The sequence below is a fragment of the Actinomadura chokoriensis genome (assembly GCF_041463665.1).
In the GTDB taxonomy this organism is placed as follows: domain Bacteria; phylum Actinomycetota; class Actinomycetes; order Streptosporangiales; family Streptosporangiaceae; genus Spirillospora; species Spirillospora chokoriensis_A.
The window spans coordinates 28,183-44,533 of sequence record NZ_JAXCEJ010000007.1; the positions used below are offsets into that span (position 1 = coordinate 28,183).

A 16,351-nucleotide genomic window follows, 5' to 3' on the forward strand; every position below is an offset into this window, starting at 1 on the left:
GGCGCCCGGGGTGGGATATCGGACGACGTCACAGGTACACAACGGATGGAACGGATAGGCTCCCTGCTACGTCGATAATGCTGGGCGCCGGGTCGGCGTCCGTTACGGCATGCGATCTTGGAGGCCCATCGTGCCCGTCAGCCTGAGCAAGGGCGGCAATGTCTCGCTCACCAAGCAGGCGCCCGGACTCTCCGCGGTGACCGTCGGTCTCGGCTGGGACCTGCGGACCACGACCGGCACGGACTTCGACCTCGACGCCTCCGCCATGGTGCTGGACGGCTCCGGCAAGATCATCACCGATCAGCACTTCGTGTTCTTCAACAACCTGCGCACGCCGGACGGCGCCGTCGAGCACAGCGGCGACAACACCACCGGCGCGGGCGAGGGCGACGACGAGCAGCTGAAGATCGATTTCGCCGCGATGCCGGCCGCCGCCGAGCGGGTGGCGTTCGCGGTGTCGATCTACGACGCCGACAGCCGCGGGCAGAACTTCGGGCAGGTCCGCAACGCCTACATCCGGGTGCTGAACCAGGCGGGCGGGGCCGAGATGGCGCGCTACGACCTGTCCGAGGACGCCTCGATGGAGACCGCGATGGTCTTCGGCGAGCTGTACCGCAACGGGACCGAATGGAAGTTCCGCGCGGTCGGCCAGGGCTACGCCTCCGGGCTGGCCGGCATCGCGATGGACTTCGGCGTCAACCTCTGACCGCGTCGACATCAGCACCGGCGCCGGCCACCGGAACCGGCGTCAACGGCCGAACCGTCGCCGGCGTCCGAGCCGGCGGCGAACATCTGAACAGGCACACCAGAAAGGGAACGGCCCGAACATGGGAGTCTCACTCGCCAAGGGCGGCAACGTCTCGCTGACGAAGGCCGCGCCCAACCTCACCGCGGTCACCGTCGGCCTCGGCTGGGACGTCCGCGCCACCACCGGCGCCGACTTCGACCTGGACGCGTCCGCGCTGATGCTCGCCTCCACCGGCAAGGTCATGTCCGACCAGCACTTCGTGTTCTTCAACAACCTGAAGAGCCCGGACGGCTCGGTGGAGCACACCGGCGACAACCTGACCGGCGAGGGCGAGGGCGACGACGAGTCGATCAACGTGGACCTCACCGGGGTGCCGGCCGAGTGCGAGCGCATCGTGTTCCCGGTGTCGATCTACGACGCCGACAACCGGCACCAGAGCTTCGGCCAGGTCCGCAACGCCTTCATCCGGATCGTCAACCGGACCGACGGCAACGAGCTCGCCCGGTTCGACCTCACCGAGGACGCCTCCACCGAGACGGCGATGGTCTTCGGCGAGCTGTACCGGCACAACGGCGAGTGGAAGTTCAGGGCCGTCGGCCAGGGGTACGCCTCCGGTCTGGCGGGCATCGCGATGGACTTCGGCGTCAACGTCGGCTGAGGCCGGCGCACCCCGCACCTCGGCCGCCTCGCCCGGCCGTCCTCACTAGCAGAAATACGCGCATGATTCTTCGCACCTTCGGTTGGTCCTTCGGTGTCACGGCCATCGGGCTGCTGGCCGCATTCCTCTACGACGGGCCGACCGGGCTGGCCCTGGTGGCCGTGCTGGCCATCCTCGAGATCTCGCTGTCGTTCGACAACGCCGTGGTCAACGCCAAGGTGCTCGACAGGATGAGCCCCTTCTGGCAGAAGATCTTCCTCACCGTCGGCATCGCGATCGCGGTGTTCGGCATGCGGCTGGTCTTCCCGCTGCTCATCGTGGGCATCACGGCCAAGCTGGGGCCTGTCGAGGCGTTCGACCTGGCGCTCAACAACCCGCACCGCTACCACGAGCTGATGAACGACGCCTACCCGATGATCGCGGCGTTCGGTGGCATGTTCCTGATGATGCTGTTCCTGGACTTCGTGTTCCAGGAGCGCGCCGAGAAGTGGCTGCCCTGGCTGGAGAAGCCGCTCGCCCGCATCGGCAAGCTGGACCAGCTGTCGGTGGTCGTCGCGGGCGGCTCGCTGGCGCTCGTCTCGTGGCTGTCGGCCGACGACCCGGGCAGCGTCATGATCGCGGGCGTGCTCGGCATGGTGACCTACATCCTGGTCAACGGGCTCGGCGAGCTGTTCTCCGAGGCGGGCGACGACGACGAGGACGACGACGGGGACGAGGGCGGGGACGAGGGCGGGGACGCCCGGGCGGGGCGGTCCGGTCCCAGCTCGCTGGCGCTGGCCACCGGCAAGGCCGGGTTCTTCCTGTTCCTCTACCTCGAGGTGCTGGACGCCTCGTTCAGCTTCGACGGCGTCATCGGCGCGTTCGCGATCAGCACCGACCCGATCGTCATCGCGCTGGGCCTCGGCATCGGCGCCATGTACATCCGGTCCCTGACGGTCTTCCTCGTCCGCAAGGGAACCCTGCACGAGTACGTCTACCTGGAGCACGGCGCGCACTGGGCGATCGGAGCGCTCGCGACCTGCATGCTGATCAGCATCGGGCACCACGTCCCCGAGTGGATCACCGGCGGGCTCGGCGCCGGCCTGATCATCGCGGCGTTCGTCAGCTCCATCGTCCGCAACCGCGGCACGGACGAGGAGGTCCCCGGCTCGCCGTCCGGCGGCGGCAAGCAGCTGCACTCCAGCAACGTCTGACCGCCGATCTCCACCTCACGACCAGCATCGATTCACCGAAGGAGCCGAACGATGTCGATCTCGCTGCAGAAAGGGCAGAAGGTCTCGCTCGCCAAACCCGGCGGCGGGACCCTCACCCGGGTCAGGATGGGGCTCGGCTGGGACGCCGTCGCCAAGAAGGGCCTGTTCGGCAAGAGCAAGGCCCAGTCGATCGACCTGGACGCGTCCTGCCTGCTGTTCGACGCCGCCGGGAACCTCGCCGACCAGGTGTGGTTCCGGCAGCTGCGCAGCAAGGACGGGGCCGTCCAGCACACCGGCGACAACGTGACCGGCGAGGGCGAGGGCGACGACGAGGTCATCAACGTCGACCTCCAGGGCCTGCCGGGCAACGTCGCCCAGCTGGTGTTCACGGTGAACTCCTTCACCGGGCAGGACTTCACGCAGATCGCGAACGCGTTCTGCCGCCTGGTGGACGAGAGCACCGGCGAGGAGATCGCCCGCTACGACCTGAGCGGCGCGGGCCAGCACAACGCGCAGATCATGGCCAAGGTGTCGCGGGACGGGCAGGGCTGGTCGATGACGGCGATCGGCGCGACCGCGACGGGGCGCACGTTCCAGCATCTGCTGCCGGCCGTGTCGACCCACCTCTGAGCCCGACGAGCGGGTCCATGCGGCATTTCGACCACATCGACGCCGCGCGTCGCAAGCACCTGTTCTACCGGCATCCTCGCCCGTTCGACCGGCACGATGACCCGGCCGTGCTGGCGGTGGCGCTCGGCGCGACGCTGTACTGCCCCGCGACCCGGCCGGGGCTCGCCGACGACATCGAGCGGGCCGGGCGGCGGGGCGTGATGAGCCTGGTCGTGTGCCTGGAGGACGCGATCTCCGACGACGATGTCGGGGCGGGCGAGGCGAACCTGGTGGCGCAGCTGCGGACGCTGCGGGAACGCGGCGGCGACGTGCCGCTGCTGTTCGTCCGGGTCCGCGACCCCCGGCAGATCGGCGACCTGCTCGGCCGGCTCGGCGACGCGGCCGCGCTGGTCAGCGGGTTCGTGCTGCCGAAGTTCACCCCGGCGGCCGGCGGGGCGTTCCTCGACGCGCTGGAGGACGCCGCCGCCCGCACCGGGCTGCGGCTGCTGGCGATGCCGGTGATCGAGAGCCCGGAGGCGGTGTACGCCGAGACCCGGGCGGAGATGCTGGACGACGTGGCGCGGCTGCTGGCCAAGCACCGGTCGCGGATCCTCGCCGTCCGGCTCGGCGCGACGGACATGTCCGCCGCGTACGGGCTGCGCCGGCCGCCGGACCTCACGATCTACGACATCCGGCCGGTCGCGGGCGTGATCTGCGACGTCGTCAACGTCCTCGGCCGCGCCGACGGCACCGGCTACGTGGTGACGGGCCCGGTGTGGGAGTACTTCTCGGCGGGGGAGCGGATGTTCAAGCCGCAGCTGCGCCAGTCGCCGTTCGACCGGCAGCACGCGGCGCCGCTGCGGCAGCGGCTGATCACCTCGGACCTCGATGGGCTGATCCGCGAGGTGCACCTGGACAAGGCGAACGGCCTCACCGGCAAGACCGTGATCCATCCGAGCCATGTCGCGGCCGTCCACGCCCTGTCGGTGGTGACGCACGAGGAGTACTGCGACGCGGCCGACATCCTGGGCGTCGCCGGGGGCGGGGCGATGGCCAGTTCCTACGCCAACAAGATGAACGAGGCGAAACCGCACCGCGCGTGGGCGGAGCGGCTGATGCTGCGCGCGCGTGTGTTCGGCGTTGCGGCGGAGGGCGTCACGTTCGTCGAGCTGCTGGAAGCGGCGGGCAGCCGGTGACCTCGACCTGGGTTTCGTCCCGTCTCGGGGTTCGGCTCACGGACGGGCCATGCCCGGTCGGCGCCGGGCTGTCGTCTCTGGTGGGGCTTGCCGTGCGCCGGAATCCGCGCCGGGCCCATCTGCTGGTTTCCGCGGTGCTGGGCAAGCACGTCCCGACAGATCCTCGCCTGGTGTACGGTTCGGGGCTGCTGCTGGGCGAACTTGTGCGCGCGCGCCTGCGAGGCGAGGCCCCGTCCCATCCCGGTTCGCTTCTCTCGGACGCTCTGGATGGTGTGCCGGGGGCCCCTGTCGGGTTGCGCGACTTCATGCGCGCGCCTCGGGTTCCGGTGGACGCGATCGTCCTGGGCTACGCCGAGACCGCCACAGCCTTGGGGCATTCCGTGGCGGACGCTCTGGGCGGCGCCTACTACCTGCACTCGACACGGCGTCCCGTGCCGAAGTTCGAGGCATACGGCGGGTTCGAGGAGGAGCACAGCCACGCCACGAGCCATCTGCTGCTGCCCGACGATCCGTCGATGCTCGACCGGGACGTGCCGGTGGTTCTGGTGGACGACGAGCTCTCCACGGGACGGACGGTGCTGAACACGATCGCGGCCCTGCACGCCGTCCGTCCGAGAAGGCATTACATTCTGGCGGCCCTGGTCGACCTGCGCGGCTCCGCCGACCGGGCGCGGATGGACGATCTGGCCGACCGGCTGGGCACCCGCATCGACGCGGTGGCGCTGGCAGGCGGGCATGTCGAGCTGCCCGAAGGCATCCTGGAAGCGGGGCAGGAGCTCGTCGCCGGTCTCTCCGGCGGTTCCCCGGACACGGGCAGGGCGCCGTCCTCGGAGGAGTCGCGGGCGAGTCCGCCGCAGGCCGGTCCGTCGCGGGCCGGTCTGTCGCGGGCGAGGCTGGAGTGGCCGGCCGGGTTGCCGGACGGGGGACGGCACGGTTTCCTCCCCGAGCATCGGAGACGGCTGGAGAAGGATCTCGCGCGCATGGCCGACGTTCTCGCCGCCGGGCTCGGCGACGTGTCGCGAGTGCTCGTGCTGGGGTTCGAGGAGCTGATGTACGCGCCGCTGCGCCTCGCGGAGGCGCTCGCCGATGCGCTGCCGGACGTGGACGTCCGATACTCGACGACCACGCGTTCACCCGTCCTCGCCGTGGACGACCCCGGGTACGCGATAAGGACGCGCCTGGTGTTCCCTTCACATGACGATCCCGCCGACGGGCCGGGCGAGCGGTTCGCCTACAACGTGGCTCCCGGCTCCGGGCAGAGAGGCTTCGACCAGATCGTGTTCGTGGTGGACGACGTCGGGGATACCACCGCGCTCGCCGACGGGCTCTTGGAAAGGCTGCGCGTGCTTGCCCCGGTGCTGGTCGCCACTGTCCCCGCCCATGGGAGGGATTCGTGAAGCCGCTGTACGGGCCGTCCTTCGGCAGCTACCCGGCGGAGGACGTCGCGTGGCTGCTCAAGGACCTCTCGCATGTGCGGCTGGAGGCGCCCACAGAGGAGCGTGAGGCGGCGATCCAGGCGGGACGCGCGCACTACGCCGAGTCCCTCCCGGTCGAGTACCAGCCGGGTCCGGAGTACCGGCGGCTTTTCCACCGGGCGCTGGAGGCGTCGGCGGAGCGGCTCGCCTACGCGACCGGGCTGGTCACCGAGATGGTCCTCGCCGAGCGCGGCGCGGAGGCCGTCCTGGTGTCGCTGGCACGCGCCGGGACGCCCGTCGGGATCCTGATGCGGCGCTGGGCCCGCCACGCGCACGGCCTGGACCTCCCGCACTACGCGGTCAGCATCGTCCGGGGCCGGGGCATCGACACCGTGGCGCTGCGCTACCTCGCCGAACACCACGACCCCGCGTCCGTGATGTTCGTGGACGGCTGGACGGGCAAGGGCGCGATCACGCGGGAGCTGACCGCCGCGCTGGCATCGAGTCCGTTCCCGGCTGACCTCGCGGTCCTCGCCGATCCGGGGCGGTGCACGTCCCTCCACGGCACGCGCGACGACTTCCTGATCCCGTCCGCCTGCCTCAACTCGACCGTGTCGGGCCTCGTCAGCCGGACGGTCCTCAACGCGTCGCTGATCGGGTCCGGGGACTTCCACGGCGCGAAGTTCTACCGGGAACTGGCGGGCGACGACGTGTCGGCCGTCTTCCTCGACGCCGTGTGCGCGCGGTTCCCGGACGTGGCCGAACGCGTCGCGAAGGACCTCCCGGACCTGCGCGCCGCCGGCCGCGCGCCCGACTGGTCGGGCTGGGAGGCCGTCCGGCGCTGCGCGGAAGCCGAGGGGATCGACGACCTCAACCTCGTCAAGCCGGGGATAGGGGAGACGACCCGGGTGCTGCTGCGGCGCGTCCCGTGGAAGGTGTTCGTGCGGGCCGACGCCGGCCCCGAGGTGACGCACATCAGGCTGCTCGCCGACGAACGCGGTGTCCCCGTCCACGAGGTCGAGGCCGACCGGTTCCCCTACGCGTGCATGGGCTTCATCCATCCCCGCTTTGGCAAGGGAGCCGTCCAGTGACCGTCCTAGTGTGCTCGGACCTCGACCGCACGCTCATCTACTCCGCGGCTGCCTTCGCCTTGGACGGGCCGGACGAGACCATGCCGCGCCTCCTTTGCGTGGAGTTCTACCAAGGCGCGCCGCTGTCCTACATGACCGAGCCTTCTGCGCGGACGCTCGAAGCCCTCTCGGCGGCCGCCACGTTCGTCCCGACGACGACGCGCACACCAGAGCAGTACCGGCGCGTCCATCTGCTGGAAAAGCCACCTGCGTACGCCATCTGCGCGAACGGCGGCCACCTCCTCGTGGACGGCGAGGACGACCCGGAATGGGCGGCGGCCGTCCGGACCAGGGTCGCCGACGGGTGCGCACCGCTCGCGGACGTCCAGCGGCACCTCGTCCAGTCGAGCGGTGAATTCGTCCTGAAGCGCCGCACGGCCTCCGACCTGTTCGCCTACGCGGTCGTGGACAGGGCCGCGCTGCCGCCCGGCTGGGTCCAGGACCTCACCGGCTGGTGCGCCGAACGCGGCTGGCGGACGTCCCTGCAAGGCCGCAAGGTCTACTGCCTGCCCGCGTGCCTCACCAAGGCCGCCGCCGCCGAGGAGGTCGCCCGCCGCGCCGGAGCGTCCACGACGCTGGCCGCCGGCGACTCGCTCCTCGACATCGAGCTGCTCGAAGCCGCCGACCTTTCGATCCGTCCCGCCCACGGCGAACTGCAGGACACCGGCTGGACGTCCCCCGCGACCGCCGTCACCGCCGCGCGCGGTATCGCCGCAGGTGAAGAGATTGCGGAATGGCTCCTGGAAGGCGCAACGGGAGCGTAAAAAATCACGGCATAACGCGCGTACACGTGGAGAATCGACGCTCCCCGGGGGGTCGCCGTCGCCGCGTTCTGAGGTGACAATCACGGTGAGCGCCCCTCGCACCGAGGAGGTCACCTGGACCACATGAGCTCCCGTCTGACCGGCGACGAGACCGCGCTGTGGAAGGCCGCGGCCCGGGTGCTCGACGCGAACTGGACCGGGACGGCCACCGCCGCGTCGCCCGGCCTCTACCCGCACCAGTGGAGCTGGGACGCGGCGTTCATCAGCATGGGCCTCGCCCGCCACCGCCGCGACCGGGCCGAAGCCGAACTGCTCTCCCTGTTCCGCGGCCAGTGGGCCGACGGGATGCTCCCGCACATCGTGTTCGACACGCGCCTCGCCAGGCACGCGTTCTTCCCCGGCCCCGAGCTCTGGCGCAGCGAACGGCAGCCGGACGCGCCGCACGGCGTCCACACCTCCGGGCTCACCCAGCCGCCCCTGCACGCCCTCGCCGCCCTCCGCCTGCACGAATGCGCCACCGACGGGGACGGCAGCCGCGCGTTCCTCACCCGCCTCTACCCGCTGCTGACCGCCCAGCACCGCTACCTGGCCCGCGCCCGCGACCTGGACGCGAGCGGCCTCGTCGCGATCTGCCACCCCTGGGAGTCGGGTCTCGACAACAGCCCCGCCTGGGACCGCCCGCTGGGCGCCCTCCGGCTCCCGCCGTCCTCCTACGCGCCCGCGCAGCGCCCGCACACCCTGCCGACCGGCGAGGACTACGACCGCTACGTCCGCCTCGTCGCCCTCATGCGGGAGGCCGCCTACCAGCCCGCCTACCTCCGCGAGGCGCACCCGTTCGCCGTCGAGGACCCCCTCGTCAACGCCGTCTACCTGGCCTCCACCCACGCCCTCGCCGACATCGCCGCGATCATCGGCGCGGACCCCGCCCCGCACCGCGAGTGCGCCGACCGCGTCCACCGCGCCATGCTCGACCGCCTCTGGGACCCCGAACTCGGCTGCTTCCGCGCCCGCGACCTGCGCGACGACCGGCTGCTGCCCGTCATCACCGTCGGCTCGTTCGGCCCGCTGCTCGATCCCGAACTGCCGGCCCCGATCGTCCGCAGCCTCGTCGACCTGCTGCTGTCGGCCCGCTTCGCCGGCGCCGCCGGCTACCCCGTCCCCACCTGCGACATCCAGGCCCCCTCGTTCGACCGCGCCGGCTACTGGCGCGGCCCCACCTGGATCAGCACCAACTGGCTCGTCTGGTACGGGGCCCTCGGCCACGGCCTCCCCGTCGTCGCCGACCTGCTCTACGGGTCCACCATGCGGCTCGTCCGCCAGTCCGGCTTCCGCGAGTTCTTCGACCCGTTCGACGGCACCGGGCGCGGCAGCCACGACTACGCCTGGTCCGCCGCGCTCGTCCTGGACCTTCTCGGGGCCCGCCGTGCCCCCCAGGCCGCCTGATCGCTTACCGTGAAGGCATGCGCCTGATCAGGGGTTCCCTGCCCGCCGAGGTCCGCGCCGCGCTCGCGCTGGACCGCGGCGAACGAGTCCTCGCCGTGGCCCCCACCCGCGGCGGCTCCCACGTCGCCGCCACCACCACGGCCCTGCACCTGCCGACCCCGTCGGGCGGCTTCACCCGCGTCCCCTGGGAACGCGTCGACCACGCCACCTGGAAGGACGGGTGGCTCCACGTCCACGAGACCTCGGCGGGCCCCGAGCACCACGTCCGGCTCATCGACCCCGGCTCCGTCCCCGAGACCGTCCGCGAGCGCGTGACCGCGACCATCGCCGTCAGCCACCAGGTACAACTCCCGGGCGGCAAGGTCCGCATCGCGGGCCGCCGCCCCGCCGCCGGCGGCGAGGTCCGCTGGACGTTCGTCTTCGACGCCGGGCTGGACCCGTCCGACCCGGGCCTGCGAGCCCAGGCCGAACAGGCCCTAGAGGACTTGCGCCGCCAGACCGGCCTCTAACCGGGGTAGACCTCCGGCTGCTCCTTGTCGGACTTGCGCCCCTGCATCTGCTCGGGCACGCGCTCCTTCAGATGGTTCGCCTTGCCGCGTGCCGCACCGGCGAACTCCTCGCCCTTGGCCCGCAGCACACCCGCGGCCTCCTGCACGTTCGGGTTCTCCCAACCCTGCTGCGACAGCCGCTTGATCTGCTCGTACCGCTCGCGCCCGGCCTTCGTCCCGAGGACGTACCCGACGGCGGCGCCTGCCATGAACATCATGCGCGTCTTCATGTCCAACTCCCACTGAGGGCGAAATCGTGCAACCCCCATACCCGCCAGCGACGCCCCCATCCATAACGTGTGCGCGAACAGCCCCGGACATGCGCTAACCTAGACGCGCCGACAGGGGCCAGCCCCCACCGGACGCACGATCCCGCGTAGCTCAATCGGCAGAGCAGCCGGCTGTTAACCGGCAGGTTATTGGTTCGAGTCCAATCGCGGGAGCTGTCACACTCCTTGAAACCACAGGCCAGGCCCGTTCCCGTGTTGGGGAATGGGCCTGACTGCTTTTAGTGAGCAGGGCAGATTTTCCGGATGGACATGTGTCACGCCAACCATCCGGACGGGCGGCCGGCGCTCTGGCGTCATGACCGTGGGCCGCTCGGCCCGCTGCGGCCCACCAGCACGTGAAGCGCGTTGCCGGACTCTTTTCGGCGGTCGTTTCGCGGGCGTCCACCGGGTAGATCGCTTGCGAGGGTGGGGAGGGGGGCTGCGGGCGGCATGCTGGCGCTGGTCGGGATCTATGCCGTCGCGGCCGTCGGTGTGCCGTGGGCGCTGGGGCGATATCCCCGGGCGATGGCCTGTGCCGCGGCACTACTGCCCGCGGGCACCGCCGTCTGGGCGGCGAGCCAGGCCGGGCGGGACGAACTGAGCGAGCGGGTCGTCTGGGCGGCCGACCTCGGGCTCGTGCTCGACTTCCGGCTGGACGCCCTGGCCGTCGTGATGCTGCTGCTGGTCGGCGGGGTCGGGGCCGTCGTCCTGTGCTTCGCGGGATGGTACTTCGACCGGCCCGAGCGGCTGATGATCGGGACGCTGGTCGCGTTCGCGGGGGCGATGACGGGGCTGGTGCTCGCCGACAACCTGCTCGTCCTCTATGTGTTCTGGGAACTGACGACGCTGAGTTCGTTCGTGCTCATCGGGCACATGCGGCCGGACCGGGTCGCGGACCGGCGGGCGGCCACGCAGGCGCTGCTGACGACCACGGCGTTCGGGCTGGTCATGCTCGTCGGCTTCGTGGTGCTCGGGCAGGCCGGGGGGACGTACCGGATCTCGGCGCTGCTCGCCGACCCGCCGGGGGGCGTCCCGGCGCGGGTCGGCGTGGTGCTGGTGCTGCTGGGCGCGTTCGCCAAGTCCGCGCAGGTGCCGCTGCACGCCTGGCTGCCCGCGGCGATGGTGGCGCCGACGCCGGTCAGCGCCTACCTGCACGCGGCGGCGATGGTGAAGGCGGGCGTCTACCTGGTGGCGCGGCTGGCGCCGGCGTTCGCCGGGGTCGCTCCGTGGCGTCCCCTGGTGCTGGCGGTCGGGCTGGTGAGCCTGCTCGTGGGCGGCGTCGTCGCGCTGCGGCAGGACGATCTCAAGCGGCTGCTCGCCTACGGGACGATCAGCCAGCTCGGCCTCCTCATCGTGCTGCTCGGGAACGGGACCCGGACGGCGGCGCTGGCGGGCGCGGCGATGCTGCTGGCGCACGGACTGTTCAAGGCGCCGCTGTTCCTGACGGTGGGCGCCGTCGAGCACGAGACGGGGACGCGGCACGCGGACCTGCTGTCGGGGGCGGGGCGGCGGATGCCGGTGCTGACGGTCGCGGCGACGGCGGCGATCGCGTCCATGATCGGCATTCCGCCGTTCCTCGGTTTCGTGGCGAAGGAGGCCGCGTTCGAGGCGTTCGCGCACGGCGGGGCGGACATCGCCGTCCTCACGGGGGTGGTGGCCGGGTCGGCGCTGACCGTGGCGTACGGGGCGCGGTTCCTGCACGGCGCCTTCTCCGGGAGGACGGAACAGGCGGCCGGAGATCCCTGGGGCCTGGTCGTGCCCGTCGTGGTGCTGGCCGTCGCCGGATTCGCCGCCGGGCTCGTACCGGGCGCGCTGCAGGACCTGATCGGACCCTACGCCGCGACGCTGCGGACGGGCGGACCCGCCTACGAGCTCGCGGTCTGGCACGGGTTCGGGCTGCCGCTCGGACTGTCGGTGATCGCCCTCGTCGCGGGCGCCGCGCTGTACGCCGCGTTCGGCCGGACGTTCCCGAGCCGGCCCGCGCGCCGGCGGCTCCCGGACGCGCAGCACGCCTACGACGCCCTCGTCGAGGGGACCATGGCCGGCGCGCGGGCCGTGACGCGGCGGCTGCAGGTCGGCTCGCTGCCGGCGTACCTCGGGGTGATCGCGCTGATGGTCCTGGTCGTGCCCGGGTCCGCCCTGGTCGCCGGACTTGTCCGGGGCACCGGGCCGCAGTGGCGGGGCGGGCCGAAGGCCTGGGACGACCCGATGCAGCTCGTCCTGGCCGCGGTCGTGATCGCCTCCGCGCTGACCGCGCTGTGGACGCGCAGCAGGCTGTCGGCGGTGGTGCTGCTGTCCGGGACGGGGTACGGGACGGCCGGGCTCTTCGTCGTGCACGGCGGGCCGGATCTCGCGCTGACGCTCGTCGTCGTGGAGACGCTGTCGCTGATCATGCTGGTGCTGGTGCTGCGGCGGCTGCCGGAGAAGTTCCCGCCGCGCCTGCGGAAGGCGGGCGGCCGCACCGCCACCGGAGCGATCAGCCTCTGCATGGGCGGGTTCGTCGGGCTCTTCCTGGTGGTGGCGTCGCTGAGCCGGAGCGCCGATCCGGTCGGGCCCGGCTACACCCGGCTCGCCGAGCAGGAGCACACGAAGAACGTGGTGAATCTCATCCTGGTGGATCTGCGCGCGCTCGACACGCTGGGCGAGGTCACGGTGCTGGCCGCGACGGCGATGGGCGTGGCCGGCCTGGTGCTGGCCGGGCCGTGGACGCGGCGCCGGGACCGTCCGGCCGGCGAGGGGGCGCGGAGCCGCTGGCTCGCCACGCCGGGCCGTCCCCCGCTCGGCGGTTCACCGGTGGTGCTGGAGGCGGCGGCCCGGGTGCTGACCCCGACGATCCTGGTGTTCTCGGCGTACCTGTTCTTCGCCGGGCACAGCAGTCCGGGCGGCGGGTTCGTGGGCGGCCTCGTGGCGGGCATGGCGTTCGTCCTGCGGTACCTGCCGGGCGGGCGGCGGGAACTCGCCGCCGCACTGCCCGTCCGTCCCACGGCGCTGCTCGGCGGCGGGCTGGGGATCGCGGTCGCGACGGGTGCGGGCGGCTGGGCGTCCGGCGGGGAGTTCCTGAGCTCGCGGAAGCTGGGCGGCACGCTGCCGGTGGTGGGCCATGTCGAGATCTCCACCAACCTGCTGTTCGACGCGGGCGTCTACCTCCTGGTGCTCGGGCTGGTGCTGACGATCCTCACCACGCTCGGGGCGAGCCTGGAGGAGCCGGAGATACCGCGGGTCCCGGATGAGGAGCCGGCGTGACCGGGCCCGGCCTCGTCCTCGTGGTGGTGGTCGCCGTGCTGTTCGCGGCCGGGTTCGACCTGCTGATGCAGCGGTCCCTCATCCGGATCGTGATCGGCTTCACGCTGCTCGGGCACGGCGCCAACCTCGTCCTCCTGCTGGCGGGCGGCGGCGCCGGGACGCCGCCGCTGCTCGGCGCGAAGGGGCCCGGATCGATGGTCGACCCGTTCCCGCAGGCGATGGCGCTGACCGCGATCGTGATCACCTTCGGCGTCACGGCGTTCCTGCTGGCCCTGGCTTACCGGAGCCAGCAGCTGCGCGGCGGCGACGAGGTCGCCGACGACGTCGAGGACCACCGGATCCGCGCGGAGGCGCACCGCCGCGAGCAGGCGCGGGGCGCCGCGCCGCTGGAGGAGGACGACCCGGGGCCGGTGGACGGCGCATGAACGTCCTCGTCCCGCTGCCGTTCGTGCTGCCGCTGCTCGGCGCCGCGCTGGCGCTGCTCGCGCGCCGCCGGCGGATCTGGCTGCGGGTGCTCGGCCCGCTGGCCGTCGCGGGGGTCGTCGCGGTCAGCGCGGCGCTGGTGGCGGCCGTGGCCCGGAACGGCGTGCTCGCCGTCCAGACGGGCGGCTGGGCCGCTCCGCTCGGGATCACGCTCGTCGTCGACCGGCTGTCGGCGCTGCTGCTGGTGGTGTCCAGTTCGGTGCTGCTGGCGATCATGCTGCACGCCGTGGGGGAGGGCGCCGGCGGGCTCCGGGGCCGCGAGCCGGGCGTGTTCTATCCCGCCTACCTCACGCTGACCGCCGGGGTCTGCCTCGTCTTCGTCGCCGGGGACCTGTTCAACCTCTTCGTGGCGTTCGAGGTGATGCTCGCGTCGAGCTACGTCCTCATGACGCTGACCCCGACCGGGGAGCGGGTGCGGGCCGGGATGACCTACACCGTGGTCAGCCTCACGTCCTCGATCCTCTTCCTCACCGCGCTCGGCCTGACCTACGCGGCGACCGGCACGGTGAACCTCGCCGACCTGTCGGCGCGGGCGGCGGACCTGCCGGGCGCCACCCGGACCGCGCTCTCGCTGCTGTTCCTGGTGGTGTTCGGCATCAAGGGCGCGATCGTGCCCATGCACCTGTGGCTGCCCGACAGCTACCCCGTCGCGCTCACCAAGATCACCGCGGTGTTCGCGGCGCTGCTGACGAAGGCCGCCGTGTACGCGCTCATCCGCGTCGAGACGCTGGTGTTCCCGCGCGAGCAGGGCTCCTCGGTCATGCTCGTCCTCGCCGCCGGGACGATCATCGTCGGGACCCTCGGCGCGCTGACGCACGACGACATCCACCGGGTGTTCTCGTTCATCCTCGTCGGCCACATCGGCTACATGCTGTTCGGACTCGCGCTGTTCGACGTCGCGGGCCTGACCGGCGCGATCCTCTACCTCGTCCACCACATCGTCGTGCAGGCGACGCTCTTCCTGGTCAGCGACCTCGTCCAGGGACGGACGGGGGAGACGTCGCTGCACGGGCTCGGGGGACTGGCGGGCTTGTCGGCGTTCATCGCCGTGCTGTTCTTCGTCCCCGCCATGAGCGTGAGCGGGGTGCCGCCGTCCTCCGGGTTCGTCGCCAAGCTCGCGTTGTTCCAGGCAGGCGTCGGGTCGGGAAGCCTCCTCGCGTACGCGGTCACCGGGGTGGCCGTGCTGGGAAGCGTCCTCACCCTCATGGCGATGAGCCGGATCTGGACGCTCGGGTTCTGGCGTCCCCGCCCGGAGGGGGCGGACGAGCCGCCCGACTCCGAGTCCTACACGCCGGGCGGTGTGCGGCTCATGGAATCCGTGACCACGCTCCTGGTCGTCGGGGGGCTGCTCATCGCCGTGTTCGCGGGCCCGCTCGCGTCCTGGAGCCGGCACGCCGCGAGCGACCTCGTCGACACCGGCGCCTACCGGCACGCTGTCCTGGACGGGGGGACACCGTGAACACCGGCCCCTCGAACACCGGCCCCCCGAACACCGGAACCGTGAACACCGCCGTGCGCCGCCTCGGATCCCGGCTGGCCATGGCCCTGTGGCTGTTCGCCGTCTGGCTGATGCTGTGGGGACGGGCCACCGCGCTCCTCGCGGTCGGCGGCGTCATCGTCGTCGCCCTCGTCTACGTCGTGAGCCGGCTGCCGGTCGTCCCCACGGTCAGGCGGGTCAGGCCCCTGTGGTTCGCCGCGGCGCTCCTGGAGTTCGCCTGGGACCTGCTCGTCTCCAGCCTGGTCATCGGCTGGCACGCCCTCCACCGGCCGCGCCAGGTGCGCGGCGCCATCGTCGAGGTGGAGGCGAGGACCCGCTCCGAGCTCATCCTGCTTGCCGTCACGACGAGCATCTCCCTGCGCCCCGGCACGCTGCTGGTCGACCCCGACTGGGACCGGCACGTCTTGCGCATCCACGCCATGCCGGTCCGCTCCCGGCAGGAGGCGGACGCTGCGCGGAACGGCGTGCTCCGTACCGAATACAGGCTGATGCGCGCCCTCATGACCTCCGAAGACATGTCAGAACAGGACGGATCCACCGGGGAGGACCGATGAGCATCGTCTACACCGCTGCCTTGGCGCTGCTGGGCGCCGCGTTCCTGATGACGGGCGCGCGGCTCGTCCGCGGCCCCTCCACGTTCGACCGCATCATGGCGCTGGACGTCCTCGCCGTCCTGCTGGTCAGCGGGATCGCGGTGCACACGGCCGTCGTCGAGGAGACCGCGAACGCCACGATCCTCGTGGTGATCGCACTGATGGGCTTCGTGGGATCGGTCAGCGCGGCCCACCTCGCGGCGGCGCGGGCGGAGCGGCGGGAACGGGCATGACGGCCGCCGACGCCGTGACCGCCGTCCTGCTGCTCGCCGGGGCCGGCTTCTGCGCGGTGGGCGCGCTCGGCATGCTCCGGTTCCCCGACCTGCTCTCCCGGCTGCACGCCGCGACGAAACCGCAGACGATCGGGCTGCTGCTCGTCCTCGCCGGGCTGGCGCCCCAGGCCGACTCGGTGGCGTCGTCGACCCCGCTGCTGCTGGTGGCCGTCTTCCAGCTGATCACCGCACCGGTCACCGCCCAGACGATCGCCGGCGCGGCCTACCGCGCCGGCGTCGTCGACCCGGCCACCCTCACCCTCGACGAGACGGACCGGGCGACCTGAGC

17 protein-coding genes and 1 tRNA gene are annotated in these 16,351 nt (G+C 72.0%); 17 read left to right on the forward strand and 1 reads right to left on the reverse strand.

From position 1 onward, the window contains the following. Positions 1-130: 130 nt before the first annotated feature. The 10 genes from SM418_RS13760 to SM418_RS13805 all read left to right on the forward strand — a co-directional run bounded on the left by SM418_RS13760 (position 131) and on the right by SM418_RS13805 (position 9,665). Positions 131-706: a TerD family protein gene (locus SM418_RS13760; RefSeq protein WP_371941179.1), complete on the forward strand. Its 576-nt coding sequence runs from the start codon at positions 131-133 to the stop codon at positions 704-706. 121 nt (positions 707-827) lie between these two features. Next, positions 828-1,406: a TerD family protein gene (locus SM418_RS13765; RefSeq protein ID WP_371941178.1), complete on the forward strand. Its 579-nt coding sequence runs from the start codon at positions 828-830 to the stop codon at positions 1,404-1,406. A gap of 62 nt (positions 1,407-1,468) precedes the next feature. Next, complete coding sequence (locus SM418_RS13770; RefSeq protein WP_371941176.1) at positions 1,469-2,599, forward strand: DUF475 domain-containing protein; 1,131 nt, start codon at positions 1,469-1,471, stop codon at positions 2,597-2,599. Positions 2,600-2,650: 51 nt separating this feature from the next. Next, on the forward strand, positions 2,651-3,229 hold the full coding sequence (locus SM418_RS13775) for a TerD family protein (protein WP_371941175.1): 579 nt from the start codon (positions 2,651-2,653) through the stop codon (positions 3,227-3,229). A gap of 17 nt (positions 3,230-3,246) precedes the next feature. Then, positions 3,247-4,404 carry an HpcH/HpaI aldolase/citrate lyase family protein gene (locus SM418_RS13780; protein ID WP_371941174.1) on the forward strand — a complete coding sequence of 386 codons (1,158 nt, stop codon included), beginning with the start codon at positions 3,247-3,249 and terminating at the stop codon, positions 4,402-4,404. 80 nt (positions 4,405-4,484) lie between these two features. Next, positions 4,485-5,801, forward strand: coding sequence for a phosphoribosyltransferase family protein (locus SM418_RS13785; protein WP_371966072.1), 1,317 nt, complete (start codon positions 4,485-4,487; stop codon positions 5,799-5,801). After that, positions 5,798-6,910, forward strand: coding sequence for a cysteine protease StiP family protein (locus SM418_RS13790; protein ID WP_371941172.1), 1,113 nt, complete (start codon positions 5,798-5,800; stop codon positions 6,908-6,910). Before SM418_RS13785 ends, SM418_RS13790 begins: the two co-directional genes overlap by 4 nt. Beyond that, positions 6,907-7,713 carry an HAD family hydrolase gene (locus tag SM418_RS13795; protein ID WP_371941171.1) on the forward strand — a complete coding sequence of 269 codons (807 nt, stop codon included), beginning with the start codon at positions 6,907-6,909 and terminating at the stop codon, positions 7,711-7,713. The genes SM418_RS13790 and SM418_RS13795 overlap by 4 nt, the downstream gene beginning before the upstream one ends. A gap of 123 nt (positions 7,714-7,836) precedes the next feature. Then, positions 7,837-9,156 carry an amylo-alpha-1,6-glucosidase gene (locus SM418_RS13800; RefSeq protein WP_371941170.1) on the forward strand — a complete coding sequence of 440 codons (1,320 nt, stop codon included), beginning with the start codon at positions 7,837-7,839 and terminating at the stop codon, positions 9,154-9,156. A 17-nt stretch (positions 9,157-9,173) separates the two neighbouring features. Beyond that, complete coding sequence (locus SM418_RS13805) at positions 9,174-9,665, forward strand: hypothetical protein (protein WP_371941169.1); 492 nt, start codon at positions 9,174-9,176, stop codon at positions 9,663-9,665. Here the strand turns inward: SM418_RS13805 and SM418_RS13810 are convergent. Further along, complete coding sequence (locus SM418_RS13810; RefSeq protein WP_371941168.1) at positions 9,662-9,934, reverse strand: YtxH domain-containing protein; 273 nt, start codon at positions 9,932-9,934, stop codon at positions 9,662-9,664. The genes SM418_RS13805 and SM418_RS13810 overlap by 4 nt on opposite strands. Positions 9,935-10,074: 140 nt before the next feature. On the opposite strand from SM418_RS13810, the gene SM418_RS13815 reads away from it, so the two are divergent. From SM418_RS13815 to mnhG, 7 genes are all read left to right on the forward strand, one after another. Continuing rightward, positions 10,075-10,147: transfer RNA gene (locus SM418_RS13815), tRNA-Asn, on the forward strand. 252 nt (positions 10,148-10,399) lie between these two features. After that, positions 10,400-13,216 (forward strand): hydrogen gas-evolving membrane-bound hydrogenase subunit E, encoded by a 2,817-nt coding sequence (mbhE, locus tag SM418_RS13820; RefSeq protein ID WP_371941167.1) that lies wholly within the window; start codon positions 10,400-10,402, stop codon positions 13,214-13,216. Continuing rightward, the gene (locus tag SM418_RS13825; RefSeq protein WP_371941166.1) at positions 13,213-13,641 is read left to right on the forward strand and encodes a Na(+)/H(+) antiporter subunit C; all 429 of its coding nucleotides are present in this window, start codon (positions 13,213-13,215) and stop codon (positions 13,639-13,641) included. The genes mbhE and SM418_RS13825 overlap by 4 nt, the downstream gene beginning before the upstream one ends. Further along, entirely contained in the window at positions 13,638-15,158 is a 1,521-nt protein-coding gene (locus SM418_RS13830) for a Na+/H+ antiporter subunit D (RefSeq protein ID WP_371941165.1), read from the forward strand. The genes SM418_RS13825 and SM418_RS13830 overlap by 4 nt, the downstream gene beginning before the upstream one ends. Before the next feature lie 41 nt (positions 15,159-15,199). Beyond that, positions 15,200-15,751 (forward strand): Na+/H+ antiporter subunit E, encoded by a 552-nt coding sequence (locus tag SM418_RS13835; protein WP_371941164.1) that lies wholly within the window; start codon positions 15,200-15,202, stop codon positions 15,749-15,751. After that, positions 15,748-16,023 (forward strand): MrpF/PhaF family protein, encoded by a 276-nt coding sequence (locus SM418_RS13840; protein ID WP_371941163.1) that lies wholly within the window; start codon positions 15,748-15,750, stop codon positions 16,021-16,023. The genes SM418_RS13835 and SM418_RS13840 overlap by 4 nt, the downstream gene beginning before the upstream one ends. Further along, positions 16,020-16,349 carry a monovalent cation/H(+) antiporter subunit G gene (gene mnhG, locus SM418_RS13845; RefSeq protein ID WP_371941162.1) on the forward strand — a complete coding sequence of 110 codons (330 nt, stop codon included), beginning with the start codon at positions 16,020-16,022 and terminating at the stop codon, positions 16,347-16,349. Before SM418_RS13840 ends, mnhG begins: the two co-directional genes overlap by 4 nt. Positions 16,350-16,351 lie beyond the last annotated feature (2 nt).

Excerpts from the sequence above, each read along its gene's own strand:
- SM418_RS13810 (WP_371941168.1), bottom strand. The coding sequence starts at position 9,934 with ATGAAGACGCGCATGATGTTCATGGCAGGCGCCGCCGTCGGGTACGTC.
- SM418_RS13770 (WP_371941176.1), top strand. The coding sequence starts at position 1,469 with ATGATTCTTCGCACCTTCGGTTGGTCCTTCGGTGTCACGGCCATCGGG.
- SM418_RS13780 (WP_371941174.1), top strand. The coding sequence starts at position 3,247 with ATGCGGCATTTCGACCACATCGACGCCGCGCGTCGCAAGCACCTGTTC.
- SM418_RS13805 (WP_371941169.1), top strand. The coding sequence starts at position 9,174 with ATGCGCCTGATCAGGGGTTCCCTGCCCGCCGAGGTCCGCGCCGCGCTC.
- SM418_RS13775 (WP_371941175.1), top strand. The coding sequence starts at position 2,651 with ATGTCGATCTCGCTGCAGAAAGGGCAGAAGGTCTCGCTCGCCAAACCC.
- SM418_RS13800 (WP_371941170.1), top strand. The coding sequence starts at position 7,837 with ATGAGCTCCCGTCTGACCGGCGACGAGACCGCGCTGTGGAAGGCCGCG.
- SM418_RS13840 (WP_371941163.1), top strand. The coding sequence starts at position 15,748 with ATGAGCATCGTCTACACCGCTGCCTTGGCGCTGCTGGGCGCCGCGTTC.
- SM418_RS13830 (WP_371941165.1), top strand. The coding sequence starts at position 13,638 with ATGAACGTCCTCGTCCCGCTGCCGTTCGTGCTGCCGCTGCTCGGCGCC.
- SM418_RS13765 (WP_371941178.1), top strand. The coding sequence starts at position 828 with ATGGGAGTCTCACTCGCCAAGGGCGGCAACGTCTCGCTGACGAAGGCC.
- mnhG (WP_371941162.1), top strand. The coding sequence starts at position 16,020 with ATGACGGCCGCCGACGCCGTGACCGCCGTCCTGCTGCTCGCCGGGGCC.